A 22,462-nucleotide genomic window follows, 5' to 3' on the forward strand; every position below is an offset into this window, starting at 1 on the left:
TCGAATAAAAAGCGGGACCGGCGTTTTCCGAGTCAGAAAGCGGTGGCGACGAATCGAGGGCGGTTCGTTCGCGGACGCACGCGACGGCCCGCGGTCAGCCGAAGAGGGCGAACGACAGGACGAGAAACGCGGCGACGAGCGCTCCCGACAGCGTCGCGAGGAAGTTCACGCCCTGGTTGCCCAGGAGCGTCCCCTCGAGCGTCGCGCCGAGCAGGCTATCGACGGTCATGCCGGCGATGCCGGCGGCGACGATGATCGCCGCACCGACGACCTCGACGTCCGGGAAGAGCCCGTAGGCGAGCCCGGCGACGACGGTCGCGCCGGCGATACCGGCGAGTTCGCCCTGCCACGTGACGCCGCCGTCGGTCCCGGGATCGACCGGCTCGAGGGTCGTGATCAGCCGCGGCTGTTCGAAGACGCTGCCGATCTCGCTCGAGAGCGTATCGCTCATCGCAGTTGCGATGGAGCCGGCGAATGCGAAGAGGAACAGTTCGGGTTCGCGAGGGAGGAAGCCGGCGTCGCTGGCCGCGTAGCCGAGCACCGCGACGAGTGCGACGGCGGCGTTACCGAGGACGTTCCCGCTCCCGCGCGCGCCGTTGTTGTCCTCGGCGACGCCGAGGGACTGCTTGCGGTCGTAGCGGAACTTCGTCGAGAGGCCGCCGATGGCGAAAAAGGAGATGAGGACGGCGAACCAGCCGTAGCCACCGAGGACGATCGTCAGCAGCCCCAGCAGGACGCCGGTCAGCATCCCCGCGATCGAGGCCGTCTCGAGGGCGTAGGACGCGTATCCGAAGGCGGCCGTGACCGCGAGCGCGATGACGACCTCGCTGGCACCGATGGTCGGCTCGAGTTCCGCGAGCAGCCACAGCAGGAGGCCGACGGAGAGAACGACGATTGGGTCGTCGGAGCGGAGGAGGATGTCGCGAAGGAGTGCGGCGAGAAGCGCCCCGCTGGCGGACAGAAAGACGAGTACCGGGATCGCCGACGCGGCGGAATTCCCACCGAACGAATGCGCCGCGGCCTGTCCCGCGACGGCGGCTACGATCCCCGCGAGACAGAAGGTGGCGAGACGAACGACCGACTGCTCCGTTCGGAGTCTGACGAGTTGCTCACCGAGGTTGCCGTAGCCGACGAGCAGTAGCGTCCCGACGAAGACGGCGACTGGCATCGACGTCGCGGTCGCCATGAGACCGAGCGCGACCCCCGCGAGGACGAACGTAATGAGGCCGTAGAGGCGGGAGTCCTCGTAATCGCCCGGATACGCGAGCAGGTCGAACAGCGGGCCGTCGGTGACGACGTAGGCGCCGAGCAAAACGCCGCTGGCGAGCACGGCCGCGACCCGCGGACCGAAGAGCGGAACGGCGAGCGAGAGCGTACAGAGGACCGCGAACACGCCGGCTCGCCGAACGGGTGCTGTCACGATATCGATCCCTTTCTGTGGCGTTCACTTGAAGGTTCGTGAACCCGGCTCGAGCCGGTTTTCACCGGCCTCAGCGGCGTGGTACGGTGAGTGAAGATGACAGGGTGTCCGACTCGACCCGTAACCCGTATGCCGCCGGCCGTGAAAGTCCCGAGCGTGGGACTGTACGAACGGTATCTCGCCCTCCGGATCCGCCGCCACGAGGCTGGCCCGCCCGACCACGTCGCGCTCGTGATCACCGAACGCGACCTGCTGGAACGGGGTGCCTACGAGACGCTCACCGACTTCTTCGAGTGGGCGGTCGAATACGCCACGCAGATTACCGTCTACGTGAGCGTCCTCGACGCCGCGGCGGTGCCGGCCCTGCAGCGCGAACTCGAGACGATCGACGCGCCGCGTCCGGTCGCCGTTCGCGGGCCGGGAGACCAGACCCGGGCCGACGCACCGATTCGGATCGGGATCGGCCTCGGCGGGAAACACGAGTTCACCAGCGCGGTTCGGACGCTGGCGGAGCGCGTCGATGCGGGCGACCTCGAGCCCGACGAGATCGACGACGAGCACGTCGAGGAGCACCTCGTCTTCCCGTCGGAGCCGGATCTGGTGATCAAGACCGGCGCGGAGCGGCTCTCGGATTTCATGATCTGGCAGTCGGTCTACTCGGAACTGTACTTCACCGACGTGAACTGGCGGGACTTCCGCAAGCGGGATTTCCTGCGGGCGGTTCTGGAGTACTGCAATCGATCGCGGCGGTTCGGTCGGTAGGCGACCGGGTCAGGCGGTCGGCTGTCCGTCCTCGTCGGCTCGAGGGCTGTGCTCCGCGATCGGACCGTCGACGGCGACGACCGGCCGGTCGAGTCGGACGGTATCCGCGTCGCGGTCGTAGTCGAGGACGTCGTGGGTCTCGAGTTTCGGCAGGACGACGTGGGCCAGCGAGACGCGGATATCGCGTTCGTCGGCATCGTCCCGACCGGCGACGGCGTCGGTCAGGCTGTCGACCGAGAGCGGTGGTTCACACGTCGAGAGGACGTGGAGCGTGAGACGCGTTCGCGGATTCGCGAGGAGCGCGTACGCCTCGTCGAGCGGGACGTCCGTGAGTCGCACGAACCGCTCGACGTCGACGACGGGGGCGGGAGTCGGTGCCGACATCGTGGGTTGTGTTCCCATAATTATATATAAAGATCTTATGGTGAGCGGGGTCGTTCGGCGACCGGGACGGCACAGGGTCGTCAGTCGGCAGCCCGGCCGCTCGAGTCGCTCGGTTCGAACTCGTCGTCTTCGGGCTGTTCGGAGGAGGGGAGCGAATCGCGGAACCGGTCGACGATCGAGCGGGCTTCGGCGAGTTCGGGTTCGCTGACGGCTCCGAGCAGGGCCAGCGCGCGACGAGCGCGGGTCCGCCGCCATGACTCCTGGCGGTGTTCGTAGGTCCTGATCCCCCGGAGGAAATCGGCCTTCGAGAACTCCGGCCAGTACGGCGTACAGAAGAAGACGGCGGCCTCGTTCCCGTTCGCGTGCCAGGGCAGGAAGTTCGACGTGCGCTCTTCACCGCCGGGCCGGATGATGAGATCGACGTCTCGGACCGGCTGGTCGTACAGCCGGCGTTCGATGTCCTCGACGTCGATCGCCTCGTGGTCGAGGTCACCCGCGTCGACGCTCTCGGCGACCCCGCGGGCCGCCTCGAGCAGTCGCGAGCGACCGCCGTACGCGAGCGCGATGTTGAGGACGAACTGATCGTAGCCGTACGTCCGGCGTTCGGCGTACTCGACGGCGTTTTGAACCCGCTCGGGGAGCATCTCCGTTTCGCCGATCGCGCGGATGCAGACCTCGTTCTCGTGGACGCGGTCGGCGTCCGCGAATTCGTGCAGCTTCTCACAGAGGAGATCGAACAGCGCCTCGTTTTCCTCGGCCGGTCGCTCGAAGTTCTCCGTCGAGAACGTGTACAGGGTGAGCTCCTCGACGCCGATGTCCTGACACCACTCGAGGACGCGTTCGGTCGTCTCGGCACCCGCGCGGTGGCCCTCGTGAGCGTCACCGCCCTGCCGTCGGGCGTACCGTCGGTTCCCGTCCTGAATCACCGCGACGTGGGTCGGTGCGCCGGAAATTTCCTGCGAGAGCAGCCGCTCGTAGGCTGCATCGACGCGCTGACGGAGCCACCGCTTCATTACCCGTAAAAAACTCATCGACGACTATGTGTCTTGTGTGTCAGGAGGTGTCATCGAGAATGAGACGCCGCGCATCGTCCTCGACCGCCACCTCACGTGAATACCCGTCGAACGACGGGACGGTCACTCCGCCGGAACCGTGACGGCTATCAGTCCAGCCCCGCTCGAACCGGACAATGGCAAACACGAACTCCGACGCGCTCGACGAGGATCTCTACCAGCGGACCAAGGCGTTGCTCGAGCCCGGCGACATCGCCCTCAACGGAGCGATCGTCCACACCGACTACGACGGGCAAGAGGACGTCAAGATGATGCAGGCGACGATCGACGTCGGCGACGTCATCGCCGACCACTCGGGGTACGACCCGAAAGACTGCTACGTCTACTCGGGCAACGACGACCCCGACTTCTCCTCGAACCAGCACCAGGGACTGACGCTCGAGGACGAGGCGTTCGTCTGGGAGTGCCAGCAACTGCTGCGCGAGGGGAGCTTCGACATCGTCATCTACTACGAGGCGAGCGCCGACCACGAGGCGATCCTCGAGGACATCGAGGACCTTGGCTTCGACGTGACGGGCGTCGAAGGGGAGTAACCGCCGGGACTCGAGCAAACAGCGAGGCTTAATCGCGGATCCGCTCGAGTAAGTCGGACGGCACGCCGCAGCCGCAGGGTTCGACGGTGCCGCTCCGGGGGCCGGTGACGACGGCGAAACTCACCGGCTCGCCGCAGCGCGGGCAGTCGTCGACCGGTGCCGGCTGAACCTCGCCGCCCGCTTCGTCGCCGTCGCTCATCGGCGGTCCTCCGTGATTGCTCTCGGTCGCAAAATCGGACTCGAGACTGGTCGTGTCGGGCGATTCAGTCGTCGTGCGGGACGTTTATATCCCGGTAGTTTGAACGTAAGCGTGGCTCCAGAACCCTTGCGGGTTTGGAAGCCAGTCTCGGGTGACCCTACCACCCGGGACATTTGACGGACCGTCCCCGACGGAGACCGGCTTCCGTCCGAATCGTTGACGCGTTATGACCTATATCTACTGCTAATACGTCGGAATGAGCGCGTCCGCTCGAGTCGAGTCGCCGTTCCAATTCGCTTATACACCGCCAGCCGTAGTGATCAATATGACCACGGACGTCGACCTCACGGAGCGCGAGCGGGCGGTCATCAACGCCTTCCAGGGCGGGTTTCCCGTCGCGGAACGGCCGTTCGAACCAGCCGCGGCCGCCATGCGCGATCGCGGGGTCGACATCGATGCGGCGGGACTGCTCGAGACGATTCGGGAGTTAGACGAGCGCGGCGTGCTCTCGCGGTTCGGGGCCCTCGTCAACGCACAGGAGATCGGCGGCGCGGCGACGCTGGTCGCCATGCACGCCCCCGCGGACCGGTTCGACGAGATCGTCGAGCGGGTCAACGATCACCGCGAGGTCGCCCACAACTACGAACGCGAACATCCCCACCTGAACGTCTGGTTCGTCGTGAGCGTCGCGGACGAGGATCGCGTCGAGGCGGTGCTGGCCGAAATAGAGGACGAAACGGGACAGGAGACGTACAACCTCCCCAAGCGACGGGAGTTCCGCGTCGAGGCCAAGTTCTACGTCGACGGACCGTTCGACGGCGGCGGCGACGTCAGGGCCGCCGGGATCGACTGCACCGATCTCGGTCCCGACGTCGCACCGACCGACGAATCCGCGCTCTCGCCGGCCGAACGCGACCTCGTCCTCGAGATCCAGGACGGCTTCCCCCTCACGGAGACGCCGTACGCCGACATCGCCGACGCGATCGGTCGGGAGACGGAGTGGGTGCTCGAGACGGTCGCGCGGTTCGAACGCGAGGGGAAGATTCGCCGGATCGGCGTCGTGCCGAACCACTACGCGCTCGGCTACACGGAAAACGGAATGACGGTCTGGAACGTGCCCGACGACGTCGTCCCCGAGGTGGGCCCCGAGGTCGCCTCTCTGCCGTTCGTGACGCACTGTTACCGACGGCCGCGCCACGAGGGCGTCTGGCCGTACAACTTCTTCGCGATGACCCACGGCCGGAGCGAAGACGAGAGCCAGCGGCGCATCGAGCAGGTTCGCGAGACGATGAACGAGTACTGGGACGTCACCGACGACGACTGGGACTCCCTGTTCTCGACGCAAATATTGAAGAAGACCGGAATTCGGTTGGGCGAGCGCGCCGATGCGAACACGACGGAGCGGTAACGCGGGAGAGACAGGACGGTGTTCCCACGATGATACCACTGTTGCACGATTTCACGGACGCGACGGTACTCGTCCTCGGCGGAGGGCACGTCGGGGCACGGAAAGCTCGACGGTTCGCCCGCGAGGCACGGGTAATCGTCGTCAGCCCGGCGTTCGCCGATCGGGACTTCGGTGGGGCGGCACTCGTTCGCGCCGCGCCCGAGCCGGCCGATATCCCGGCGTGGCTCGAGCGCGCCGCGCCCGCGCTGGTCGTCGCCGCGACGGACGACGAGACGATCAACGACGCCGCCGCCGACGCGGCGCGCGAGCGAGGCGTCCTCGTCAACCGCGCCGATCGATCGGGAGAGCGCGACCCTGGCAGCGTCGTCGTACCCGCGACCGTCCGCGAGGGGCCGGTGACCGTCGCCGTCGCGACCGGTGGGACGGCACCCGCGCTCAGCAAGTACCTGCGCCAGGAACTCGAGGGGACGCTCGACGGAGCCGGCGAGATGGCGCGGGTCTGTGCGGAACTGCGCGCGGCGCTCAAATCGCGCGGCGTACCGGCGGACCGACGGCGGGAAATCGTCACAGATGTCGTCAATTCTCCGGCGGTTTGGACAGCTTTACGTACGGGTACTTCCAACTCTTCGCAAGTGATCGAGGACGTGCTCGGCGAGGAACTGTCATCCGGGGGTGGCCGACCATGATGTCCACAGGGGTCGTGACTGCCGCGCGAGTGACACACAGGTGCGGCGGCGTCGACCAGATAGCCGCCGCCAGCCCCGAGAGTCAGGAACGCGCCGTAACGGAACTGCTGACCGTTCCCGAGATCGAGGAAGCGTACGTCCTCTCGACGTGCAACCGAGTCGAGGCGTACGTCGTCGGGGCCGACCACGCCGTCGGCCGGGCCGCCCTCGAAGAGTTTTTCGCTGCGGTCGACGACGAGGCCGTCGTCAGCACCGACCACGACGAGAGCCTGCGCCACCTGCTTCGGGTCGCCGCCGGACTCGAGTCGGTACTCCTCGGCGAAGACCAGATCATCGGGCAGGTTCGGACCGCCTACGAAGACGCTCGCGACGCTGACGGCATCGGATCGATGCTCGAGGCCGCCATCACGAAGGCGATCCACGTCGGCGAGCGCGCCCGCACCGAGACCGCGATCAACGAAGGCGTGGTCTCGTTGGGTTCGGCCGCGACGCGACGAGCCGCCAACGAGGTCGACCTCGAGGGTGCGACAGCGCTGGTCGTCGGTGCCGGCGAGATGGGACAGCTCGCCGCGCGCAGTCTCGCGGCCGCCGGCATCGACGAACTCGTCGTCGTCAACCGAACCGTTTCCCACGCCGACCACCTCGTCGCCGATATCGGGACCGAGACCGAGATCGAGGCCACGGCCGCGCCGCTCGAGGCGCTGGACACGGTCGGGAGCCGTGCGGACGTGGTCGTCACGGCGACCGGCAGCGAGACGCCGGTCGTCGAACCTCGACATCTCGGCGGCACGGCCGGTGCCGACGCGGATGGAATCGAGCAGGTGGTCGTCGACCTCGGCCAGCCGCGGGACGTCGCTCCCGCGGCAGCTGGACTGCCGTCGGTCCGGGTCTTCGATCTGGACGATCTGGAGTCGGTCACCGAGGAGACCCGCGAGCAGCGTTCCGAGGCGGCCCGCGAGGTCGAAGCGATGATCGACCACGAGTTCGACCTGCTCTGCGAGCAGTACAAGCGGGCGCGCGCCGACGAGGCCATCGCGGCGATGTACGAGTCCGCCGAGCGAATCAAGGAGCGCGAGGTCGAAACCGCGCTCTCGCAGCTCGAGGGCGAGGAGGGCGAGGCGCACCGCGAGGTCGTCGAGGCGATGGCGGACTCGCTGGTCAACCAGTTGCTCGCGCCGCCGACCAAGAGCCTCCGGGAGGCGGCCGCGGAGGACGACTGGAGCACGATCCACACCGCCCTCCAGCTGTTCAATCCGGAGTTCGAGGCGGACGACCGGCCGATCGTCCCGCCGTCGATCGCCACCGCGACGACCGGCGAGGCGACGAACGGCGACCCGCCGATCGGGACGGCCGAGGACGACTGACGGGCGCTACCGACGGAACGGGCGCAGCGGTCCGGCGCACGGCACCGATTTTTTCCGACGCCGTGGCTCGCGGACGGGAGTCACGGGTCAGTCTCGAGCGTGAGCGCCGGTGGTCGATCGTCGGAACGGCTTCGCAGAAACCCCTTCCCGCAGTCGGTCGCGTCGAAGACGCGTTATCGATTCGGCGCGCCGTACTCGACGTGGACCGTCGGAACGCTCGCGGAATCGGGCGCTTCGTTCCCGTTCCAGTCGACGAGGCGGACGTTCGCCATCTGCCCGGAGAAACGGAAGCGCTGGACGCCCACGTCGATCGCACCTTCGGCGACGCCGCCGGCGACGACCGTTCCCTCGGCGACGGGATCGTCCGCGAGCATCTCGAGGTCGCCGTCGACGGCAATCTCGTAGTTCGACGGAACCCCGCGTCCCACGATGGTCACGAGGTTCGGGAGTGTACTGTCGGTCGCAGCCGCGTCAGTTCGATTCTGTACCGGAGTATCGCGTGCCATGCTCCGATAACCCGAGCATCCCGGCATAAGCTTTCCTGTCGAAAAAATGGTAAGAGCGCGTGAATACGGCGATTCCGCTACCAGTCATCGTTCTCGAACGGTTCGAACACGGTTGGGACAGCGTGGTCTGCGGTGCCGGTGCTCGAACGCTCGCAGGCGGACGGCCGTCCCCACAGCGCGACCGTCAGCGAAACGCTGACGGCACTCGGCGGCGAGGACTCGATTCCGTTTCTCGTCGCCACCGACCGCGAGGAACCGACGGGTAGCGACGGCCGGCTCCGCGAGCGGCGACGGATCGGCCGAGAAGTGACGGGACTGCGAACGCGCGACGCGGCCCTCAGTCCCTCGAGGGAACTAGATCGCGGACGAACACCTCGCCGTCGACGTCCGGCGTCATCGGACGAACGAGCGACTCGGTCGAGTCGATCGTGTGACCTGTTTCGACGTGGTGGTCGATCGCCGCCTGCGAGCGGTTCCGTTGCGACGGTTCGTCGGCGGCGTTCTGGCTCCAGTCGCAGTCGAGACAGTACTTCATCGTGATGTCGCCTCCGAGCGGACTCCTGAATTCCTTTCGGTCTCCGACTCGAGTGCGACCTGCCCGTCGCTCTCGACGCGCACGGTGCCCCGATCTATCAGCCGTTCGCAGTCGAGCGCGGGGACGTTCAGTACAGTTCGTCGAACGAGCGGACGCGATAGTCGCCGCGCACGCACAGCCCTCGTCGCTCGTGACCGACCCGTTCGACGTGGATCGCGTCCAGGCCGGCGTTCCAGGCTGCACCCACGTCACAGGCACCGTCACCGGCGAGCACGCCTCGGTGGCCGTTGTGGCCGACGCCGAGGTCGGACATGACGGACTGGACGGGGTCGGGGTCCGGCTTCCAGCCCGTCTTCTCGGTACAACAGAGTTGTGCGTCGAACCAGTCACCGATTCCGACGTGGTCCAGGACGGGCTCACAGAGGAACTCCTGACAGTGCGTGACCAGCCCGACCGGGACGTCGAGATCGCCGACGAACGCGGCGTCCTCGTGGAGGTAGGTCTGCTCGGCCCGCACCGAGGGGTCCTCCTCGTCGTGGAAGGCGTTCCAGAACTCGCCGGGATCGACACCCCACTCCTCGAGTTGTTGGTCTCGGGACCCGGTCAGACCGTTCCAGAGGATGTCGGCCTCCCGATCAGTGAACTCGCGTCCGAGTCGGTCACCGACCCGGTCGAACACCTCGCGGGTGTACGACCACTCGACGTCGACGAGCGTCCCGTCGAGATCGAGCAGCCAGAAGTCGTAATCGCGCTCGAGGTCCATCGGACGCAACGCTACGGTGTTCTCGAGTAAATGCCTATCGCCCACTGCCCCGAACGGACGGCGGTTTTCGCGGGGCTCGACGCCGCCTCGGATTCATATAAATAAATCATGTCATCACATCCCCAATATATAACCGGTTACTACTCCCTCCTGATACCATGGTCGGAACGGACTCCGGTGGCAGTGATCGGGGCGAACGGGCCGAGAGCGAACGGGTCGCGGCGTCGAGCGCATCCGGTGCCGGGGACCCAGATCTCGACGAGTTCCTACGGGTCGTGAGCGACCGACGCCGGCGGTGCGCACTGTACAGTTTAGCGTCGGGCGATCCCCAAACGGTAGACGCCCTCGCAACCCACGTCGCCGCCCGATTGGAGCGGACGTCCCCGGACGCCGTGTCCGAATCGCAGCGCGACGCAGTCAGGGTCATGCTCGTCCACGCCGATATCCCGAGACTCGAGGAAACGGGCGTCGTATCGTACGATCGGCGGACCGAAACCCTCCGTCTCGACTATCCCCCGGCGCGGATCGAAACGCTACTCGAGACGTGTGACGGACTCGAGGAGTAGAACGATCGAATCGCTTCGAGACGCTCGTCACCGGTCCGGCGTTCGCGGACGAGCCTCGTGTCGAGGACGGTCGGATACCCGCCGCCCGTCACTGTCCCTCTAACAGCGCCGTCTGATCGATCTGAGACGCGCGGACCGGTTCGTCGAGCGCTCGCGTTTCGACCGCGGTGAGCCACTCGTCGACCGTACAGGTCCGCTCGTCGCCCGTGTACGAGAGTTCCGTACACGGGACGACTCCGCGGAGGATGTCGGCGTCGGCGTCGTCCGCGTCCTCGTAGAGCGCCAGCGCCACCAGCGGAACCCGCACTCGTTCGCGCGGTTCGCCGTCGACACCGAGCGGTGACGGCGGAACCGACCGTCGTCGGAACCCAGGCTCGAGCGAGTAGCCGTTCCGATCGGCCCACCGCTCGAACTCGGCGACGAGTTCGGTGCACGTCGGCCCCGATTCCTCCGCGACCGAGTGTTGCGCCGGCCACCGATTGATCCGCAGCTCGTCGACGTACTCGCGTTCCCGGATCGTTCGGAGCCGTTCGACGAGCGCGGAGAGCTGCTCGGAAACGGCGGCGGGCACGTTCGACCGAACGTAACAATCGACGCGGACGGCTCCCCGGGAATCGGGATCGACGATCAGTGGAGCTGCGGGTTCACGTACAGGCATACCCACCCTCCGTGCGCTCGACGAGGTCCGCCGTCGCGAGCGACTCGAGAACGGCGAGGAGTGTGAGTTTCGACAGGCCGAGCGCCCGCTGCAGGTCGGCCGCCGTCGCTTCGTCACCGACGCTGAGAGTCAGGTACACGAGTTTCGCCTGTGGAGAGTCGAGTTCGTCCGGGACCGCTAGCCGCTGTTTGCTCGTGGACATCATAGAAGGCGGCCACAAGCGAGTACAAAAAAGTGGAGAGAGGAATGGTACCAATCACCATTAATATCTATGGTACGTGGTTTATTCACATGCTATATTACCCGAGAATACCGCGCGACGGAACGAGTGTTCACGAGCAGCCGCAGCCGACGGCCAGCCGTGTGCGGCAGATCCGGGCGTCCGGAACTCCACAGTCGAACGAACGGCGTCCTCGGAGAAAATTGTGAAACCAACGTACGTTGGCAGAGAGACTGTCGGGAACTCTATCCGGTCGGAGCCGTCCGACGCCGCACCCGATGGAGACCGATCACCGACCGCGAGTACGGCCGCGCCTCGAGACGAACGGAGAAGCGGTTCCGAACGGCAGCCGCGAGCACGACGTTAGTCGCTCTCGTCCGTCTCGGTCACTCGAACGCTCGAGCCCAGATACTTCGAGAGCGCTTCGGAGACGGTGTCAGCCTTGAAGGGATCGAGGTCGGCGGCGATCGCCGATTTCAGCGCGTCGAAGTACGCTTCGTCCGTCTGGAGTTCGCGGAAGTCGACGGCCTCGACGGTCCGCTCGGGAACACCGAGCCACTCCGCGGCGAGCCGACGGGCGTACGCCTCGTCGGACACCTCGCCCCGCCAGAGGGTGTCCCGAAAGAACAGCCACCCCTCGGTACCCGGTTCGGGAGCCTCGCGAAAGAGCGTGACCGTCGTCTCGGCGCTGCTCGGCTCGAGGGAAACGTCCTCCCGGCCGGGCTCGAGGCGAACGCGAACGCGGAAGACGTAACTGGCGTCCATCGTGGGTCGGCTCTCGTCTCGGTGGGAGTGGACGTCGAGTCCGGTCTCACGCGTCGCGCTCGGACTCGATCAGTTCCGCCATCTCGATGTCGTTTTCGGTGATGCCGCCCTCCTCGTGGGAGGTCAGCCGGATCTCGACGCCGGCGTACCGGATGATGATCTCGGGGTGGTGGAACTGCGCTTCGGCGATTTCGCCGACCATCTGGGCGAAGTTGACGCCGCGAAGGTAGTCGTCGAACTCGTAGACGCGAACGATCTCGTCGCCCTCGCGTTCCCAGTCGGCGGGGAGTCGATCCTCGATTTCCTCGTCGGAAAGCAGGTCAGCCATGTGGGGCCGAACGCAAGCCACCTAAATAACGATTGTGCCAGTTGCACCCCTATCGCGGGCAATTGACCGGTGCGCGGCCGGTGGTCGCTAGTCGAACCGAGATCCCTCACCCGCGGGCTGGAGTTCGGCGTCGACCAGCGTCTCGTAGGCTCGGCGGAACCGTTCGGAGAGCGCCTGATGAGAGATCCCCAGCTCCGTGGCCAGCTCTTCCATCGAAATCCCCCGTGGGATCTCGAAGTAGCCGTACTCGAGCGCGGCCTCGAGTGCCTCCTGCTGTTCCGGGGTCAGCCGCGTCTCGTGACCCTCGACGTCGGTCACGTCGGTCACGCGCCGGAGATCGGCGTTGATACCGCGCTCGACCAGCCGATCGTACGCGTCACAGAGCGTGTCCCGGTCGCGATAGCGGACCGTCACCTGCCACCAGCCGTCGCTCGCCCGCGCCTCGAGCAGCGAGCCCCCGTCGGCGAGCAGTTCGTCCCAGAGGCGATTCGTGCCCGACCCGTCGACGAACGTCACGTCGTACAGCAGTCGCGATCCCGTTTCGACGAGGAGGTCGGCGTCCGCGACCGAGTGATCGGCCGCGAAGGCGGCGGCGACCGTCTGGGGATCGACGCCGGACACCCACAGCGATGGGCGCGTCTTCGACACCGAAGACTCGAGTTCGAACGTCGCGTCCGGCGCGCGCTCGAGGGTGGTCGCCAGCGCGGTCTCGGTCGCCGGAAGCCGGAGGTCGGCTATCGTCGACATCGGGCTTCGTACACCACCGTCCGGTAAAAATCGCTGTTGCGGCAACCCTGACTGTCGGCTCCGTTGATATCGGTCGACGGTCGCTCGGCCGGCGCTCCCGACGACCGGAACTGGCCGGCCACAACGTGAAGGCCGGCGGCCGCCGAGCGGAGCGTATGCCCTCGCGCCTCGACCCCGAGACCGACTTCGAGGAACTGACCGCTCGCGTCCGCACGCAGTCACAGCAAGCGCCGGGCTCGGACACCGAACGCGTGACGATCCGCTCGCTCGAGGCGGTGCGCTCCGACTCGCTCGAGACCCTGCTCGAGGCCGCCGAGAGCGAACACCTCGAGCCGGGCGACCTCGTCTTCCTCCTCTCGCGGGCCAACGCCGACCGCCTCTGCGAGCGGGAGGCCGACGTCGACGACGTCGACGAACTCGAGGACGTGCTCGGTCGGCGAGTCCGCGTCGAAGACGGGATGCCCGACGACACGGTGCTCCTCTTGCATCCCGACGCCGTCGAGGGGGAGGAACTGGTCGAACCCGAGGCGATCGCCTGCGGAATCGTCGGGACGGACGAGTAGGGGAACAGCCCGCTCCAGTACGACTGTGCCCGCGTCGGAGAGCGACCGCTGGGTCAGCGAGTTCGGGGTCTCACAGGTACTATTAGCTAGAGAGTAGTTCACAAGGCGTCTCAGGATAGTCGTTACAGTTCCTGGTGCCCAAATAAACGGCACCCGCCTCGCAATAAACTGAGACCCACTGGCAGGCCCCCCCTTCCTCGTCCAGCGCGAGTTCGGTCCGCTCCTCTCGGCCGAGCACTTTCGCGGACACGGAATACGCGCCCGCTGCGTCAGTATCCCAGGTACAGTCGATAATCCGAGTTGAGACGGTGTCCGAGGGGGGATCGATCGAAACCGTCTCGTCGTAGACGATATCGCCGTCCCTCTCGACGCGAATGTCGACGTCTCTCGACGTCGCATCGAAGTTCTCGAGTCGCACCCCGCCGAGCCTGACCGTCGAGTCGAACACGCCACACCCGCTCAGCAATGCTGTCCCGGATATCGCCAATAGTTTTCTTCTGTCCATACTGGATCACGTCACTTGTGGGAAATAATTACTTTGGTGCTACCCGTATTCTAGGGTTTGTGCTCTACCGACCGAGTGCCAGTTCGGACTCGATCGCGACGCCGAGCCACGGACCGCACGGGTCGGGTACACCCGCGAAGCCATTACCTGCCGAATCGACGGCAGAGACGCCCGCGGGAACGGGAACCCGTCCACTGCCGACCCGAGTACTATCCGCTGCTCGAGTGTGGCCACAGTATGCGCTATCTCGAGATCACGGTCCCGGAGGGGAAACGGCGATCCGTTCTCGACATTCTGGAGGACGAGGGGGTCGACTACGTCGTCAGCGACGAAACGAGCGGCAGGGGGTACACGGCGGTCGTCCGGTTTCCGATCCCGACGCAGGCCGTCGAACCGCTCCTCGATCGGTTGAAGCGGGCCGGAATCGGCGACGAGGCCAGCGTGGTCGTGATCGACGCCGAGACGGTCGTCTCCGAACGGTTCGCGACGCTCCGGGATCAGTACAGTCGCGGCGGCCAGACCGGCGCGCGCACCTCGAGACAGGTGCTGCGCACGAAGGCCGACGAACTCACGCCGCCGTTTCCCATCTACGCCATCATGCTGCTGATCAGCGCCGTCGTCGCCACGGCCGGGCTGTTGGCCGATTCGCCGGCAGTGGTGATCGGCGCGATGGTCATCGCGCCGCTGCTCGGGCCCGCGCTCGCCGCCAACGTCGGCATCGTGACCGGCGACGGCCGGCTCAAATCGACGGGCTTCACGTACCAGCTCGTCGGCGTGGCGATGGTCGTCGTCGCTTCGATCGGGCTCGCCACCCTCGCCCGCCTGGCCGGACTCGAGCCCGCGGGCGTCGACATCGTCGTCGCCACCGAACTCGAGGAGCGGGTCGCGCCGAACCTGTTCTCGCTCGCGGTCGCCCTCGGTGCCGGGATCGCCGGCATTCTGAGTCTCACGCGGGGGTTTTCGGAGGCCATCGTCGGCGTCATGATCGCCGCGGCGCTCATTCCGCCCTCCGCGGCGGTCGGGATCACGGTCGCCTGGGGGATGTCCGGCGCGGCGATCGGTGCCGCCGTCCTCGTGATCGTCAACCTCCTGTCGATCAACCTCGCGGCGCTGGCGACGCTGTGGGTCGCCGGCTATCGCCCGCAAGGGCTGTTCGAGGCGTCACCGACCCGGACGCCAACGTACACGTACGCGGCGATATTCGGCATCGGGCTCCTGGTACTCGCCGCACCGCTCGCCAGCGTCACCCTGCTCGAGTTCCACACGACCGAACTCGAGTCGGCCGCCGAAGACGAGGTGAACGCAGTGCTCGCGGAGCCGCGGTACGACGAACTCGAGAGCGAAGACGTCGCCATCGAACTCGACGGGGACTACCCGGTCCAGTCGGTCGATCGGGTCGTCGTCACGGTCACTGGGCTGGAATCCGGCCCGGAACCGGGGCTGGCCGACCGGCTCTACGAGGAGATCAGGCCCCACACCGACGAGCCGCTGGTCGTCGAGGTTCAGTACGTCGTCGCCGAACAGCGCGGTGACGACGCCGACCGACGAAACGGGAACGAGCCCTTGGACTGGCCGTGAGCGACGCCTGCGGGCTCAGCCGGGGTCCGACGACGGACGGTACCGACGACTCACGGCCTTCCACCGCCCGGTGCGGAACAGCCAGAGGTTGATCCCGCCCGGAACGGCCGTCTCGAGCAAGAGCGCGAGGCAGAGCCCGCCGACGCCCAGCGGCGTGACCAGCCCGAGCGCGGCCGCCGGGAGCGCGAACGCGTACCGTCCGAGCAGGGAGGCGACGAACGGCCAGCGGGTGTCACCGGCACCGAGCAGCGCCCCCGCGGCGGCCCCGTCGATCCCGTAGCCGATCGAACTGACGGCACCGACCGCGACGAAGAGGGCGGCCTGTGCGACGTTCGCGGGCTCGGTGACGAACAGCCCGGCGATCGGCCGCGCGAAGACCAGGACCAGAACGGTTACGCCGGCGTAGAGCACGACCGAGAGTCGAATGATCCCCGTCCCGTAGGCTCCCGCTTCCGCCTCCTCGTTCGCGCCGAGGTGCTGTCCGACCAGCGAACTCGCGGCCAGGGACAGCCCCCAGTTGACGCTGTTGATCAGGGCCCGCACTCGTCGCCCGACCTCGAGGGCCGTCACGACCACCGGGCCGAACGAGGCGGCGATCCAGAGCAGCGGGAAGACGATCGCCCCCTGCGCGAGCCGACGGCCGATCTCCGGGAGCGAGATCTCGATCAACTGGCGGATCAGCGTCGGTTCGAACCACGGTCCGCCTCGAGTGATCGGGACGGGACTGGGAGCCATGCCGAGGCGGCCGTACGATCGGCCGAGCATCCCCCACGCGAGCACCAGCGTCACGAACGCGCTCGCGAGGGTCGTGCCGATCGCCGCACCGGCAGCGCCCAGACCGAACCCGAAGATGAGAACGCCGCTGAAGACGATGTTGAGCACCGCACCGCCGGCGCGCGCGACCATCTCGGTGAACGTGTCGCCGACGCCCGTGTACGTTCGGCTGGCGATGAGATTGAGCAGTTCGAAGACCACCGCGGGCGCGACGTAGACGAGGTAGACGCTGCCGTGGCCGAGCGCGGCCGAGTCGGCACCGAGCAGAGCGATCAGCGGACCGGGAACGGCGAGAAAGACGGCCATGATCGGGAGCGCGAACGCGAGCGCGAGGACGACGCTCTGGGTGACCGCCAGCGACGCGCGATCGGTCTCCTCGCCGCCGTAATTCTGCGAGACGAGCGTGACGGTGCCACCCGCCAGTCCGAGTCCCAGCAGCGTCACGATCTGCCAGTAGCCGAGCGCGAACGCCAGTCCCGCGGTTCCCGCCGTTCCGACGGCCATCCCGACCATCGCGAGATCCGCCGTCTGCTTCGACATGATCGCGAAACCGGTCACGATCCGCGGCCACGCCAGCGCCATCGTCGACCGGAAACGCTCGGCGTCGATGATCCCGCAGCGCTCGAGGAGCCCCGCGACGAACGCGACCGCTGCCGGCTGCAGTTCCGACATCTATCACTCGTTGCGGAACCGTCGCCTTCGGTCTGTCGGCACCGGCACGCGAGGCGGGACGCTGCTCGTTGCAGTTCGGGACCGGTCGCGGGTCGACCGTCACCTCCGGAATCGCGACAGGAGTGCTCTGAGATGCGAGGGAGAGGCCAGCGACGTCGGGCGATCCATGTGGACGCCGATCTCGCCCGACAACGCACCCAGTCCGAGCCGCTGGACGGGTTCGGGAAGCGAATAGGCGCGTCGGATCCAGCGCCCCAGCGTCTGTTCGCGCTCGAGGTCGTCCCGCCAGGCCCGTTCGTAGGCCGCGAGCGTGGTCGGGCGGTCCGGGTCGATCTCGCGGGCGGCGTGGTCGGCGCTGGTCATGCTGTAGAGGATGCCGCCGCCGGTGAACGGCTTGGTCTGGGCGGCCGCGTCGCCGACGAGGAACGCGCGGCGCGTGGTGACGCGGTCCGGGGGTCCGATCGGGATCGCCCCCGAGCAGCGGTGGGAGACGTCGATCTCGTAGCCGTCGATCAACTCCTCGAAGTGTTTGGTCACCTGCACGCCCGGCGGGGCCGCGAGCCCGTACTCGACGCCGGCCTCGCCGCGCGGGATTCGCCACGCGAAGAAGGTCGGCGGCGTGAGGTGTACGTCGACGAAGTCCTGGTGGTCCTCCTCCTCGGAAAAGGCGAGGACGCCGTGAAGCAACTCCTCCGGCTGGGGCAGGCCGAGTTCGTCACGGACCCGCGAGCGCGGGCCGTCGCAGCCGGCGAGCATCTTCGCCTCGAACTCGACGGTACCGTCGGGGCCGTTCGCGACGACCGCGACGCGGTCGCGGTGCTCCGTGACCGCGGTGACGGTGTGTCCCTCGCGGACGTCCGCACCCGCCTCGCGGGCGAGGTCGGCGAGGTGACGATCCAGCCCGACGCGGTCGACGACGTTCGACGCGACGTCGCGCTTGTAGAACGGGTAGGCGTCGCTGTGGGGGCCGCCCACGTGGAACCGCGCGCCGTAAATCTCGTTCTGGAACAGTTCCTCGCGAGCACCCTCGCCCGTGAACGTCCAAACGTCGGTGCTCACGTGGCCCGAACAGGCCAGCGGCTCGCCGATACTGCCCTTCTCGAGGGCGAGCACGTCGTACCCATCTTCGGCGGCCCGACGGGCGAAGCGTGCACCCGGCGGTCCGACGCCGACGACGACGAAATCGTACATGTCGGCCACGTTCTCGCCGGAGAGTAAATAGCTTCTCGAGACCGTCTCGCCGATTCCAGCGTCGTCTTCAGGACTCGTCATCTCGAGCCGGGGCGCGATGCTGTCGCTGAGAACCAACGTTTAGGGTATCGGTACGGAACCACTCGGGTATGAACTGTCCGTTCTGTTCTATCGTCGAGGGCGAGGAGGACGCCGTAATCCTCGACGAAACCGAGGATACGATTGCGTTCGCACCACTAGACTCGGTTTCGGAGGGTCACCTGCTGGTCGTTCCGAAAGCTCATTACGAGCATCTGTTCGACGTCCCGGAACCGATACTTCACGCGGTGACGGAACGAGCGAGAACGATCGCCGAGCGACTTCGTGCTCACGGGTTCGATGGGGTGAATCTCCTCCACGCCAGCGGTGAGGCGGCCCAGCAGTCCGTCCCACACTTCCACCTGCATATCGCCCCGCGCCGTCACGACGACGAATTGGACCTGTGGCCCGCGAGTACGCACGACGAATCCGATTTCGATCGCACCTACGAGACAGTTCGAACTGCGATCGAAAACGGAGATGCACTGTAGCGGCCGACTCGAACAGGAGAGTTAGTCGCGAGATGTTCGAGTGACGCAACCGATCAGGGGAGTTACTTTCAAATGGCTGTCCCGAATCGTGGCTACTATGAGTGACTTGTTGACAGCCGACAATACCACGTTGATCGACCTCAGCATCGGCCTCGAGGACGGCGTCGCGAGCGAGCCGACGCCGCCGAGTATCGATGCCTTCGATCACGAAGCCGGTGCGGAACGGCTCGCCGAGAGCCTTCGGGCGCAGGGGTACGACGTCGACGCCGACGACTTCCCGGACGGCATGGGACTCGCCTGGGAGGACATCGAGGTGATCCCCCACGCCGGCACGCACCTCGACGCGCCGTGGCATTACGGCCCCGAGGTCGACGGCGAACCGGCGAAGACGATCGATGAGGTTCCCCTCGAGTGGTGCCGCAGGAACGCGGTCGTACTCGACTTCCGGTGGATGGACCCCGGCGAGGAGATCTCGGTCGCCGACCTCGAGGACGCCCTCGCGGAACTGGACCACGAGCTCTCGCCGGGCGAGATCGTCCTGCTCCAGACCGGTGCCGACGAGCTGTGGGAACAGCCCGAGTACCTCACGCAGTTCCCCGGCATGAGCGCCGAAGGAACGACATTCCTCGTCGAGCGGGGGGTGAAGGTGATCGGGACCGACGCCTACGGCTTCGACAAGCCGTTCACCGAGATGGGCAGGCGGTACGCCGAGTCCGGCGACGAGGCCGAACTGTGGCCGGCCCACGTCGCCGGCCGCGAGGTGGAGTACTGCCAGATCGAGAAGATGGCGAACCTCGACGCCTTGCCCCGGAAGACCGACGTGCCGATCGTCGCGTTCCCCATCACGATCGAGAACGCCAGCGGCGGCTGGGTGCGACCGGTCGCGTTTATCGGGATCGACGAGACGGGAGGTGATACCGCGTGAAGCTCGCCACCTTCGAGGTCGACACGCCGGTCGGTCCCGTCGAGCGGCTCGGAGCCGTCGACGAGTCGACCGAGTCCGACGACGCCGGCGACGTCGCACTCGTGGACCTCACCGCCGCCTACGGCGCAGTGCTCGAGGCCGAGGGCGAACCGGCACCCGCGGCCCTCGCTCGCGCCCACGTCCCGCCGGCGATGATCGCCTTCCTCGAGCGGGGCGACCGAGCGATCGAAGACGCGCGGGAGGCGCTCGAGTACGCGGCCGAGACGGACGCCGAGCGCGGACCCAGCGGCGCGACGATCCGGTACGAGCCCGGCGAGTACCGGCTGCTCGCGCCGCTGCCACGTCCCAACTCGCTTCGCGACTGCATGGCCATCGAGGAACACGTTCAGAACAGCATGGACGGGGAGATCGCCGACGTCTGGTACGAGCTGCCGGTCTACTACAAGGGCAACGCCGACAGCGTGGTCGCGCCCGGCGAGACCGTTCGGTGGCCCGACTACTCGGAGATCATGGACTACGAACTCGAGATCGCCGCCGTGATCGGCAAACGGGGTCGGGACATCGCCGCCGACGAGGCGGACGAGTACATCGCCGGCTACACCGTCTTCAACGACTTCAGCGCCCGTGACATCCAGGGGGAAGAGATGGACGGGCGGCTCGGACCCGCCAAGGGGAAGGATTTCGCGAACGGGCTCGGTCCCTATTTCGTTCCCCGGGAGGACATCGACGTTCTCGAGGCACCGATGACCGCCCGGATCGACGGCGAAGTCTGGTCGGCGGGCACCGTCGACGAGATGTACCACTCCTTCGCCGAGATCGTCGCACACGTCTCGCAATCCGAGACGCTCCACCCCGGGGACGTCATCGGGAGCGGCACCGTCGGCGAGGGCTGCGGCCTCGAACTCGGCCGGTGGCTCTCCGACGGCGACACCGTCGCGCTCGAGGTCGAGGGCATCGGCACGCTCGAGCACACGGTCGTCCGCTGACGATCGCGGCGTCGCGCGGTTGCGTATAAAATCCCGGACATACCCTCGGCAACGCCTATCCTCGAGCGTGACATTTCGTCAAGAAACACCGTCTCCGAACATGATCAGTCGAACGTCCTTCGTGACCGTCTGTCTCGTTCTCGTCGTCGCGGCGAGCCTTTCGATCGGGGCGTACTCCGGCGTCTCCACCGACGGATCGACGGCGAGTGCGTCGCTCGCACAGGAATCGGACCCCTATACCGAGGAGTGTCTCTCGACATCGGGACTCGAGAACGTCTCCATGAACGCGTACCGGCAGGAGGCCACGGCTCTCCGGACGCAGTCGGCGAACGTGTCCTCGACCGGAAACGGGACCACCGCCGAGGAGGGCCTGATCGGGATCGAGTCGGGATACATCGAGGGGAACGAGACGTGTTTCGACAGGATCTCGACGGAGAACGAGACGATGCAGATCGCCCTCGAGGAGGTCCAGTTCGAGAACACTACGCTTCGCGGGCCGTGGACGAACATCGAGTTCGGCGAGGGAGAAGCGGACTCGATGACGGTCGTGCTTCCGGGGGACGCGTTTCTGAGCGTACTGAGACAGATGCACGTCGGAGACAGCTTCATCGATCTCTTCAAGGACATCTACGATCTCTCGTCGGCCGACGACGGTGACCACCCGGGAGCCGGTGACGATGAGCCGCCGGGGGACTCTGACGGACCCGCGGACAACGCCACCGATCCGGACGACTCGGCGCCTCGACGACCCTGTGGATGATACCACGGCACCTGACGATCCCGCAGACAACGTCGCCGTAGTCCACCGCGAAATCCTCGACGGCGGTTCGGACGCGACGGCGACCGTCGCCGTCCGAGACAGTTCGACACTGTGAGAGCGTGAGTCGCTATCGCGGGTGGCACGTACTCGGCCCGAAAACGCCCCTCCCGCGATCCAGCCGATGGCCGTGACCGGTGCTCCGGATCTCGTTACTTATATTCCCGTCCATACACGTGGAAATTCATACTTGCATACATATCGACCCTCCTGTCACCTGTGCCAATTGATCGTACTCGGTTTACCGCTGCGTTCCTCGTCACGAACGTCTTCCTGATTACCGTCCTCGGTGCCCTCGCAACTGCCGGCGTCACCGTCGCCGCCCCGATAACCGGGGCGGGCGGATTCACCGTCGCGTTCGACGAACTCCACGGCGAGGGGTTCGAACAGTATTCCACGATGGAGGGCCACGACGGCTGCGAGCGGTATCCCGTCAGCGAGACACGGATCGACAACGGAACGATCGACGGCCTGCACCTGTTCACGGACCTCGAGATGCCCATCACGGACAAGACGGTCCGGGTGTCGATAGCAGCGGAGAACGCGTCGTTCCAGGGGCTAAATCAGCGGTTCACACACCTCGAGGGCGATATCGCGTTCGAGGAGGACCAGGTCGTCGAATACGACGACGATCACGAGCGGATGCGAATTTCGGCGTCGAATATCACGATCGAGAACGGAACGATCCAGACCGAAACGCAGTACATCACCCACCTCTCGCTCGACGAGTTGGCGATCGACGTCGAACTGGACCCCGACGACGCGGGCGTCGACGCGCCGGAGATAGACTGCCAGGCGAACACCAGCGCCGAGAATACGAGTTCCGGAGACGGGACTGCGACGAGCAACAGTTCGGACCGGCCGGGTCCTGGAGGGAACGACTCGGTGAGTCCCGCCGCCGACGGTTCGGCGACTGCGAGCGTCGCACCTATTCGGCGATAAGGGAAGTCGTGACCTCGTCGACG

General features: G+C 66.6%; 29 protein-coding genes. 14 read left to right on the forward strand and 15 right to left on the reverse strand.

Annotation, left to right across the window (positions count from 1 at the left end):
• Positions 1-94: 94 nt before the first annotated feature.
• Entirely contained in the window at positions 95-1,420 is a 1,326-nt protein-coding gene (locus BMX07_RS14910) for a DUF92 domain-containing protein (protein ID WP_090618919.1), read from the reverse strand.
• Between the two features lie 156 nt (positions 1,421-1,576).
• Between BMX07_RS14910 and BMX07_RS14915 the strand changes: the two genes are divergently transcribed.
• Entirely contained in the window at positions 1,577-2,182 is a 606-nt protein-coding gene (locus BMX07_RS14915; protein WP_090619926.1) for an undecaprenyl diphosphate synthase family protein, read from the forward strand.
• 9 nt (positions 2,183-2,191) lie between these two features.
• Here the strand turns inward: BMX07_RS14915 and BMX07_RS14920 are convergent, their stop codons facing one another.
• Both BMX07_RS14920 and uppS read right to left on the reverse strand, forming a co-directional pair.
• A complete protein-coding gene (locus BMX07_RS14920; RefSeq protein ID WP_090619928.1) occupies positions 2,192-2,566 on the reverse strand; it encodes a DUF7344 domain-containing protein in 375 nt (124 codons plus the stop codon).
• An 80-nt stretch (positions 2,567-2,646) separates the two neighbouring features.
• Positions 2,647-3,579, reverse strand: coding sequence for a polyprenyl diphosphate synthase (gene uppS / locus BMX07_RS14925; protein WP_090618922.1), 933 nt, complete (start codon positions 3,577-3,579; stop codon positions 2,647-2,649).
• A 176-nt stretch (positions 3,580-3,755) separates the two neighbouring features.
• Here uppS and BMX07_RS14930 point away from each other — a divergent pair, with 176 nt between their 5' ends.
• Positions 3,756-4,172, forward strand: coding sequence for a DUF5778 family protein (locus BMX07_RS14930; RefSeq protein WP_090618925.1), 417 nt, complete (start codon positions 3,756-3,758; stop codon positions 4,170-4,172).
• A 28-nt stretch (positions 4,173-4,200) separates the two neighbouring features.
• Here BMX07_RS14930 and BMX07_RS24560 read toward each other — a convergent pair whose 3' ends face one another.
• On the reverse strand, positions 4,201-4,371 hold the full coding sequence (locus tag BMX07_RS24560) for a hypothetical protein (protein ID WP_175480168.1): 171 nt from the start codon (positions 4,369-4,371) through the stop codon (positions 4,201-4,203).
• A gap of 325 nt (positions 4,372-4,696) precedes the next feature.
• Here BMX07_RS24560 and ahbB point away from each other — a divergent pair, with 325 nt between their 5' ends.
• From ahbB to hemA, 3 genes are read left to right on the forward strand one after another with little or no spacing between them, the layout of a single operon-like run.
• A complete protein-coding gene (gene ahbB / locus BMX07_RS14935; RefSeq protein ID WP_090618928.1) occupies positions 4,697-5,779 on the forward strand; it encodes a siroheme decarboxylase subunit beta in 1,083 nt (360 codons plus the stop codon).
• A 29-nt stretch (positions 5,780-5,808) separates the two neighbouring features.
• The gene (locus BMX07_RS14940; protein WP_090618931.1) at positions 5,809-6,465 is read left to right on the forward strand and encodes a precorrin-2 dehydrogenase/sirohydrochlorin ferrochelatase family protein; all 657 of its coding nucleotides are present in this window, start codon (positions 5,809-5,811) and stop codon (positions 6,463-6,465) included.
• Positions 6,465-7,829: a glutamyl-tRNA reductase gene (gene hemA, locus BMX07_RS14945; RefSeq protein ID WP_090618934.1), complete on the forward strand. Its 1,365-nt coding sequence runs from the start codon at positions 6,465-6,467 to the stop codon at positions 7,827-7,829. The genes BMX07_RS14940 and hemA overlap by 1 nt, the downstream gene beginning before the upstream one ends.
• Positions 7,830-8,002: 173 nt before the next feature.
• Here the strand turns inward: hemA and BMX07_RS14950 are convergent, their stop codons facing one another.
• The 3 genes from BMX07_RS14950 to BMX07_RS14960 form a co-directional block, all read right to left on the reverse strand.
• Positions 8,003-8,335, reverse strand: a complete 333-nt coding sequence (locus BMX07_RS14950; RefSeq protein WP_090618937.1) for a hypothetical protein — start codon at positions 8,333-8,335, stop codon at positions 8,003-8,005.
• 337 nt (positions 8,336-8,672) lie between these two features.
• Entirely contained in the window at positions 8,673-8,870 is a 198-nt protein-coding gene (locus BMX07_RS14955; protein ID WP_090618940.1) for a hypothetical protein, read from the reverse strand.
• A gap of 127 nt (positions 8,871-8,997) precedes the next feature.
• Positions 8,998-9,633, reverse strand: a complete 636-nt coding sequence (locus BMX07_RS14960; protein WP_090618943.1) for an HAD family hydrolase — start codon at positions 9,631-9,633, stop codon at positions 8,998-9,000.
• A gap of 158 nt (positions 9,634-9,791) precedes the next feature.
• Between BMX07_RS14960 and BMX07_RS14965 the strand changes: the two genes are divergently transcribed.
• Positions 9,792-10,199 (forward strand): DUF7344 domain-containing protein, encoded by a 408-nt coding sequence (locus tag BMX07_RS14965; RefSeq protein ID WP_090618946.1) that lies wholly within the window; start codon positions 9,792-9,794, stop codon positions 10,197-10,199.
• An 88-nt stretch (positions 10,200-10,287) separates the two neighbouring features.
• On the opposite strand, the gene BMX07_RS14970 is transcribed toward BMX07_RS14965, so the two are convergent.
• The 5 genes from BMX07_RS14970 to BMX07_RS14990 all read right to left on the reverse strand — a co-directional run bounded on the left by BMX07_RS14970 (position 10,288) and on the right by BMX07_RS14990 (position 12,917).
• Positions 10,288-10,857: an HTH domain-containing protein gene (locus tag BMX07_RS14970; RefSeq protein ID WP_090618948.1), complete on the reverse strand. Its 570-nt coding sequence runs from the start codon at positions 10,855-10,857 to the stop codon at positions 10,288-10,290.
• On the reverse strand, positions 10,844-11,062 hold the full coding sequence (locus BMX07_RS14975) for a helix-turn-helix domain-containing protein (RefSeq protein ID WP_175480169.1): 219 nt from the start codon (positions 11,060-11,062) through the stop codon (positions 10,844-10,846). The genes BMX07_RS14970 and BMX07_RS14975 overlap by 14 nt, the downstream gene beginning before the upstream one ends.
• A gap of 378 nt (positions 11,063-11,440) precedes the next feature.
• A complete protein-coding gene (gene lwrS / locus BMX07_RS14980; protein ID WP_090618951.1) occupies positions 11,441-11,842 on the reverse strand; it encodes an LWR-salt protein in 402 nt (133 codons plus the stop codon).
• Positions 11,843-11,888: 46 nt separating this feature from the next.
• On the reverse strand, positions 11,889-12,170 hold the full coding sequence (locus BMX07_RS14985; RefSeq protein WP_090618954.1) for a 4a-hydroxytetrahydrobiopterin dehydratase: 282 nt from the start codon (positions 12,168-12,170) through the stop codon (positions 11,889-11,891).
• 87 nt (positions 12,171-12,257) lie between these two features.
• Complete coding sequence (locus tag BMX07_RS14990; RefSeq protein WP_090618960.1) at positions 12,258-12,917, reverse strand: helix-turn-helix domain-containing protein; 660 nt, start codon at positions 12,915-12,917, stop codon at positions 12,258-12,260.
• 155 nt (positions 12,918-13,072) lie between these two features.
• Here BMX07_RS14990 and BMX07_RS14995 point away from each other — a divergent pair, with 155 nt between their 5' ends.
• Positions 13,073-13,480, forward strand: a complete 408-nt coding sequence (locus tag BMX07_RS14995; protein ID WP_090618963.1) for a hypothetical protein — start codon at positions 13,073-13,075, stop codon at positions 13,478-13,480.
• A gap of 82 nt (positions 13,481-13,562) precedes the next feature.
• Here the strand turns inward: BMX07_RS14995 and BMX07_RS15000 are convergent, their stop codons facing one another.
• Complete coding sequence (locus tag BMX07_RS15000; protein WP_245742123.1) at positions 13,563-13,985, reverse strand: hypothetical protein; 423 nt, start codon at positions 13,983-13,985, stop codon at positions 13,563-13,565.
• 237 nt (positions 13,986-14,222) lie between these two features.
• Between BMX07_RS15000 and BMX07_RS15005 the strand changes: the two genes are divergently transcribed.
• Positions 14,223-15,563 carry a TIGR00341 family protein gene (locus BMX07_RS15005; protein WP_090618965.1) on the forward strand — a complete coding sequence of 447 codons (1,341 nt, stop codon included), beginning with the start codon at positions 14,223-14,225 and terminating at the stop codon, positions 15,561-15,563.
• A gap of 15 nt (positions 15,564-15,578) precedes the next feature.
• On the opposite strand, the gene BMX07_RS15010 is transcribed toward BMX07_RS15005, so the two are convergent.
• Positions 15,579-17,009, reverse strand: a complete 1,431-nt coding sequence (locus BMX07_RS15010; protein ID WP_090618968.1) for an MATE family efflux transporter — start codon at positions 17,007-17,009, stop codon at positions 15,579-15,581.
• Between the two features lie 99 nt (positions 17,010-17,108).
• Positions 17,109-18,200, reverse strand: a complete 1,092-nt coding sequence (locus BMX07_RS15015; protein WP_090619935.1) for a geranylgeranyl reductase family protein — start codon at positions 18,198-18,200, stop codon at positions 17,109-17,111.
• Between the two features lie 149 nt (positions 18,201-18,349).
• Between BMX07_RS15015 and BMX07_RS15020 the strand changes: the two genes are divergently transcribed.
• From BMX07_RS15020 to BMX07_RS15040, 6 genes are all read left to right on the forward strand, one after another.
• Entirely contained in the window at positions 18,350-18,769 is a 420-nt protein-coding gene (locus tag BMX07_RS15020) for an HIT family protein (RefSeq protein WP_139210923.1), read from the forward strand.
• A 97-nt stretch (positions 18,770-18,866) separates the two neighbouring features.
• Positions 18,867-19,694, forward strand: a complete 828-nt coding sequence (locus BMX07_RS15025) for a cyclase family protein (protein WP_090618970.1) — start codon at positions 18,867-18,869, stop codon at positions 19,692-19,694.
• Entirely contained in the window at positions 19,691-20,680 is a 990-nt protein-coding gene (locus BMX07_RS15030; protein WP_090618973.1) for a fumarylacetoacetate hydrolase family protein, read from the forward strand. Before BMX07_RS15025 ends, BMX07_RS15030 begins: the two co-directional genes overlap by 4 nt.
• Before the next feature lie 100 nt (positions 20,681-20,780).
• On the forward strand, positions 20,781-21,440 hold the full coding sequence (locus BMX07_RS15035; RefSeq protein ID WP_090618975.1) for a hypothetical protein: 660 nt from the start codon (positions 20,781-20,783) through the stop codon (positions 21,438-21,440).
• Positions 21,433-21,555 carry a hypothetical protein gene (locus BMX07_RS25470; protein WP_281246968.1) on the forward strand — a complete coding sequence of 41 codons (123 nt, stop codon included), beginning with the start codon at positions 21,433-21,435 and terminating at the stop codon, positions 21,553-21,555. The genes BMX07_RS15035 and BMX07_RS25470 overlap by 8 nt, the downstream gene beginning before the upstream one ends.
• A 161-nt stretch (positions 21,556-21,716) precedes the next feature.
• Entirely contained in the window at positions 21,717-22,439 is a 723-nt protein-coding gene (locus BMX07_RS15040) for a DUF6230 family protein (protein ID WP_090618978.1), read from the forward strand.
• Positions 22,440-22,462 lie beyond the last annotated feature (23 nt).

Source organism: Natrinema salaciae (genome assembly GCF_900110865.1).
Taxonomy (GTDB): Archaea; Halobacteriota; Halobacteria; order Halobacteriales; family Natrialbaceae; genus Natrinema; species Natrinema salaciae.

Bases quoted from the DNA above. Each gene is read 5' to 3' on its own strand.
- BMX07_RS14920 (WP_090619928.1), bottom strand. From the start codon at position 2,566: ATGTCGGCACCGACTCCCGCCCCCGTCGTCGACGTCGAGCGGTTCGTG.
- uppS (WP_090618922.1), bottom strand. From the start codon at position 3,579: ATGAAGCGGTGGCTCCGTCAGCGCGTCGATGCAGCCTACGAGCGGCTG.
- BMX07_RS14930 (WP_090618925.1), top strand. From the start codon at position 3,756: ATGGCAAACACGAACTCCGACGCGCTCGACGAGGATCTCTACCAGCGG.
- BMX07_RS24560 (WP_175480168.1), bottom strand. From the start codon at position 4,371: ATGAGCGACGGCGACGAAGCGGGCGGCGAGGTTCAGCCGGCACCGGTC.
- ahbB (WP_090618928.1), top strand. From the start codon at position 4,697: ATGACCACGGACGTCGACCTCACGGAGCGCGAGCGGGCGGTCATCAAC.
- BMX07_RS14940 (WP_090618931.1), top strand. From the start codon at position 5,809: ATGATACCACTGTTGCACGATTTCACGGACGCGACGGTACTCGTCCTC.
- hemA (WP_090618934.1), top strand. From the start codon at position 6,465: ATGTCCACAGGGGTCGTGACTGCCGCGCGAGTGACACACAGGTGCGGC.
- BMX07_RS14950 (WP_090618937.1), bottom strand. From the start codon at position 8,335: ATGGCACGCGATACTCCGGTACAGAATCGAACTGACGCGGCTGCGACC.
- BMX07_RS14955 (WP_090618940.1), bottom strand. From the start codon at position 8,870: ATGAAGTACTGTCTCGACTGCGACTGGAGCCAGAACGCCGCCGACGAA.
- BMX07_RS14960 (WP_090618943.1), bottom strand. From the start codon at position 9,633: ATGGACCTCGAGCGCGATTACGACTTCTGGCTGCTCGATCTCGACGGG.
- BMX07_RS14965 (WP_090618946.1), top strand. From the start codon at position 9,792: ATGGTCGGAACGGACTCCGGTGGCAGTGATCGGGGCGAACGGGCCGAG.
- BMX07_RS14970 (WP_090618948.1), bottom strand. From the start codon at position 10,857: ATGCCTGTACGTGAACCCGCAGCTCCACTGATCGTCGATCCCGATTCC.
- BMX07_RS14975 (WP_175480169.1), bottom strand. From the start codon at position 11,062: ATGATGTCCACGAGCAAACAGCGGCTAGCGGTCCCGGACGAACTCGAC.
- lwrS (WP_090618951.1), bottom strand. From the start codon at position 11,842: ATGGACGCCAGTTACGTCTTCCGCGTTCGCGTTCGCCTCGAGCCCGGC.
- BMX07_RS14985 (WP_090618954.1), bottom strand. From the start codon at position 12,170: ATGGCTGACCTGCTTTCCGACGAGGAAATCGAGGATCGACTCCCCGCC.
- BMX07_RS14990 (WP_090618960.1), bottom strand. From the start codon at position 12,917: ATGTCGACGATAGCCGACCTCCGGCTTCCGGCGACCGAGACCGCGCTG.
- BMX07_RS14995 (WP_090618963.1), top strand. From the start codon at position 13,073: ATGCCCTCGCGCCTCGACCCCGAGACCGACTTCGAGGAACTGACCGCT.
- BMX07_RS15000 (WP_245742123.1), bottom strand. From the start codon at position 13,985: ATGGACAGAAGAAAACTATTGGCGATATCCGGGACAGCATTGCTGAGC.
- BMX07_RS15005 (WP_090618965.1), top strand. From the start codon at position 14,223: ATGCGCTATCTCGAGATCACGGTCCCGGAGGGGAAACGGCGATCCGTT.
- BMX07_RS15010 (WP_090618968.1), bottom strand. From the start codon at position 17,009: ATGTCGGAACTGCAGCCGGCAGCGGTCGCGTTCGTCGCGGGGCTCCTC.
- BMX07_RS15015 (WP_090619935.1), bottom strand. From the start codon at position 18,200: ATGTACGATTTCGTCGTCGTCGGCGTCGGACCGCCGGGTGCACGCTTC.
- BMX07_RS15020 (WP_139210923.1), top strand. From the start codon at position 18,350: ATGAACTGTCCGTTCTGTTCTATCGTCGAGGGCGAGGAGGACGCCGTA.
- BMX07_RS15025 (WP_090618970.1), top strand. From the start codon at position 18,867: ATGAGTGACTTGTTGACAGCCGACAATACCACGTTGATCGACCTCAGC.
- BMX07_RS15035 (WP_090618975.1), top strand. From the start codon at position 20,781: ATGATCAGTCGAACGTCCTTCGTGACCGTCTGTCTCGTTCTCGTCGTC.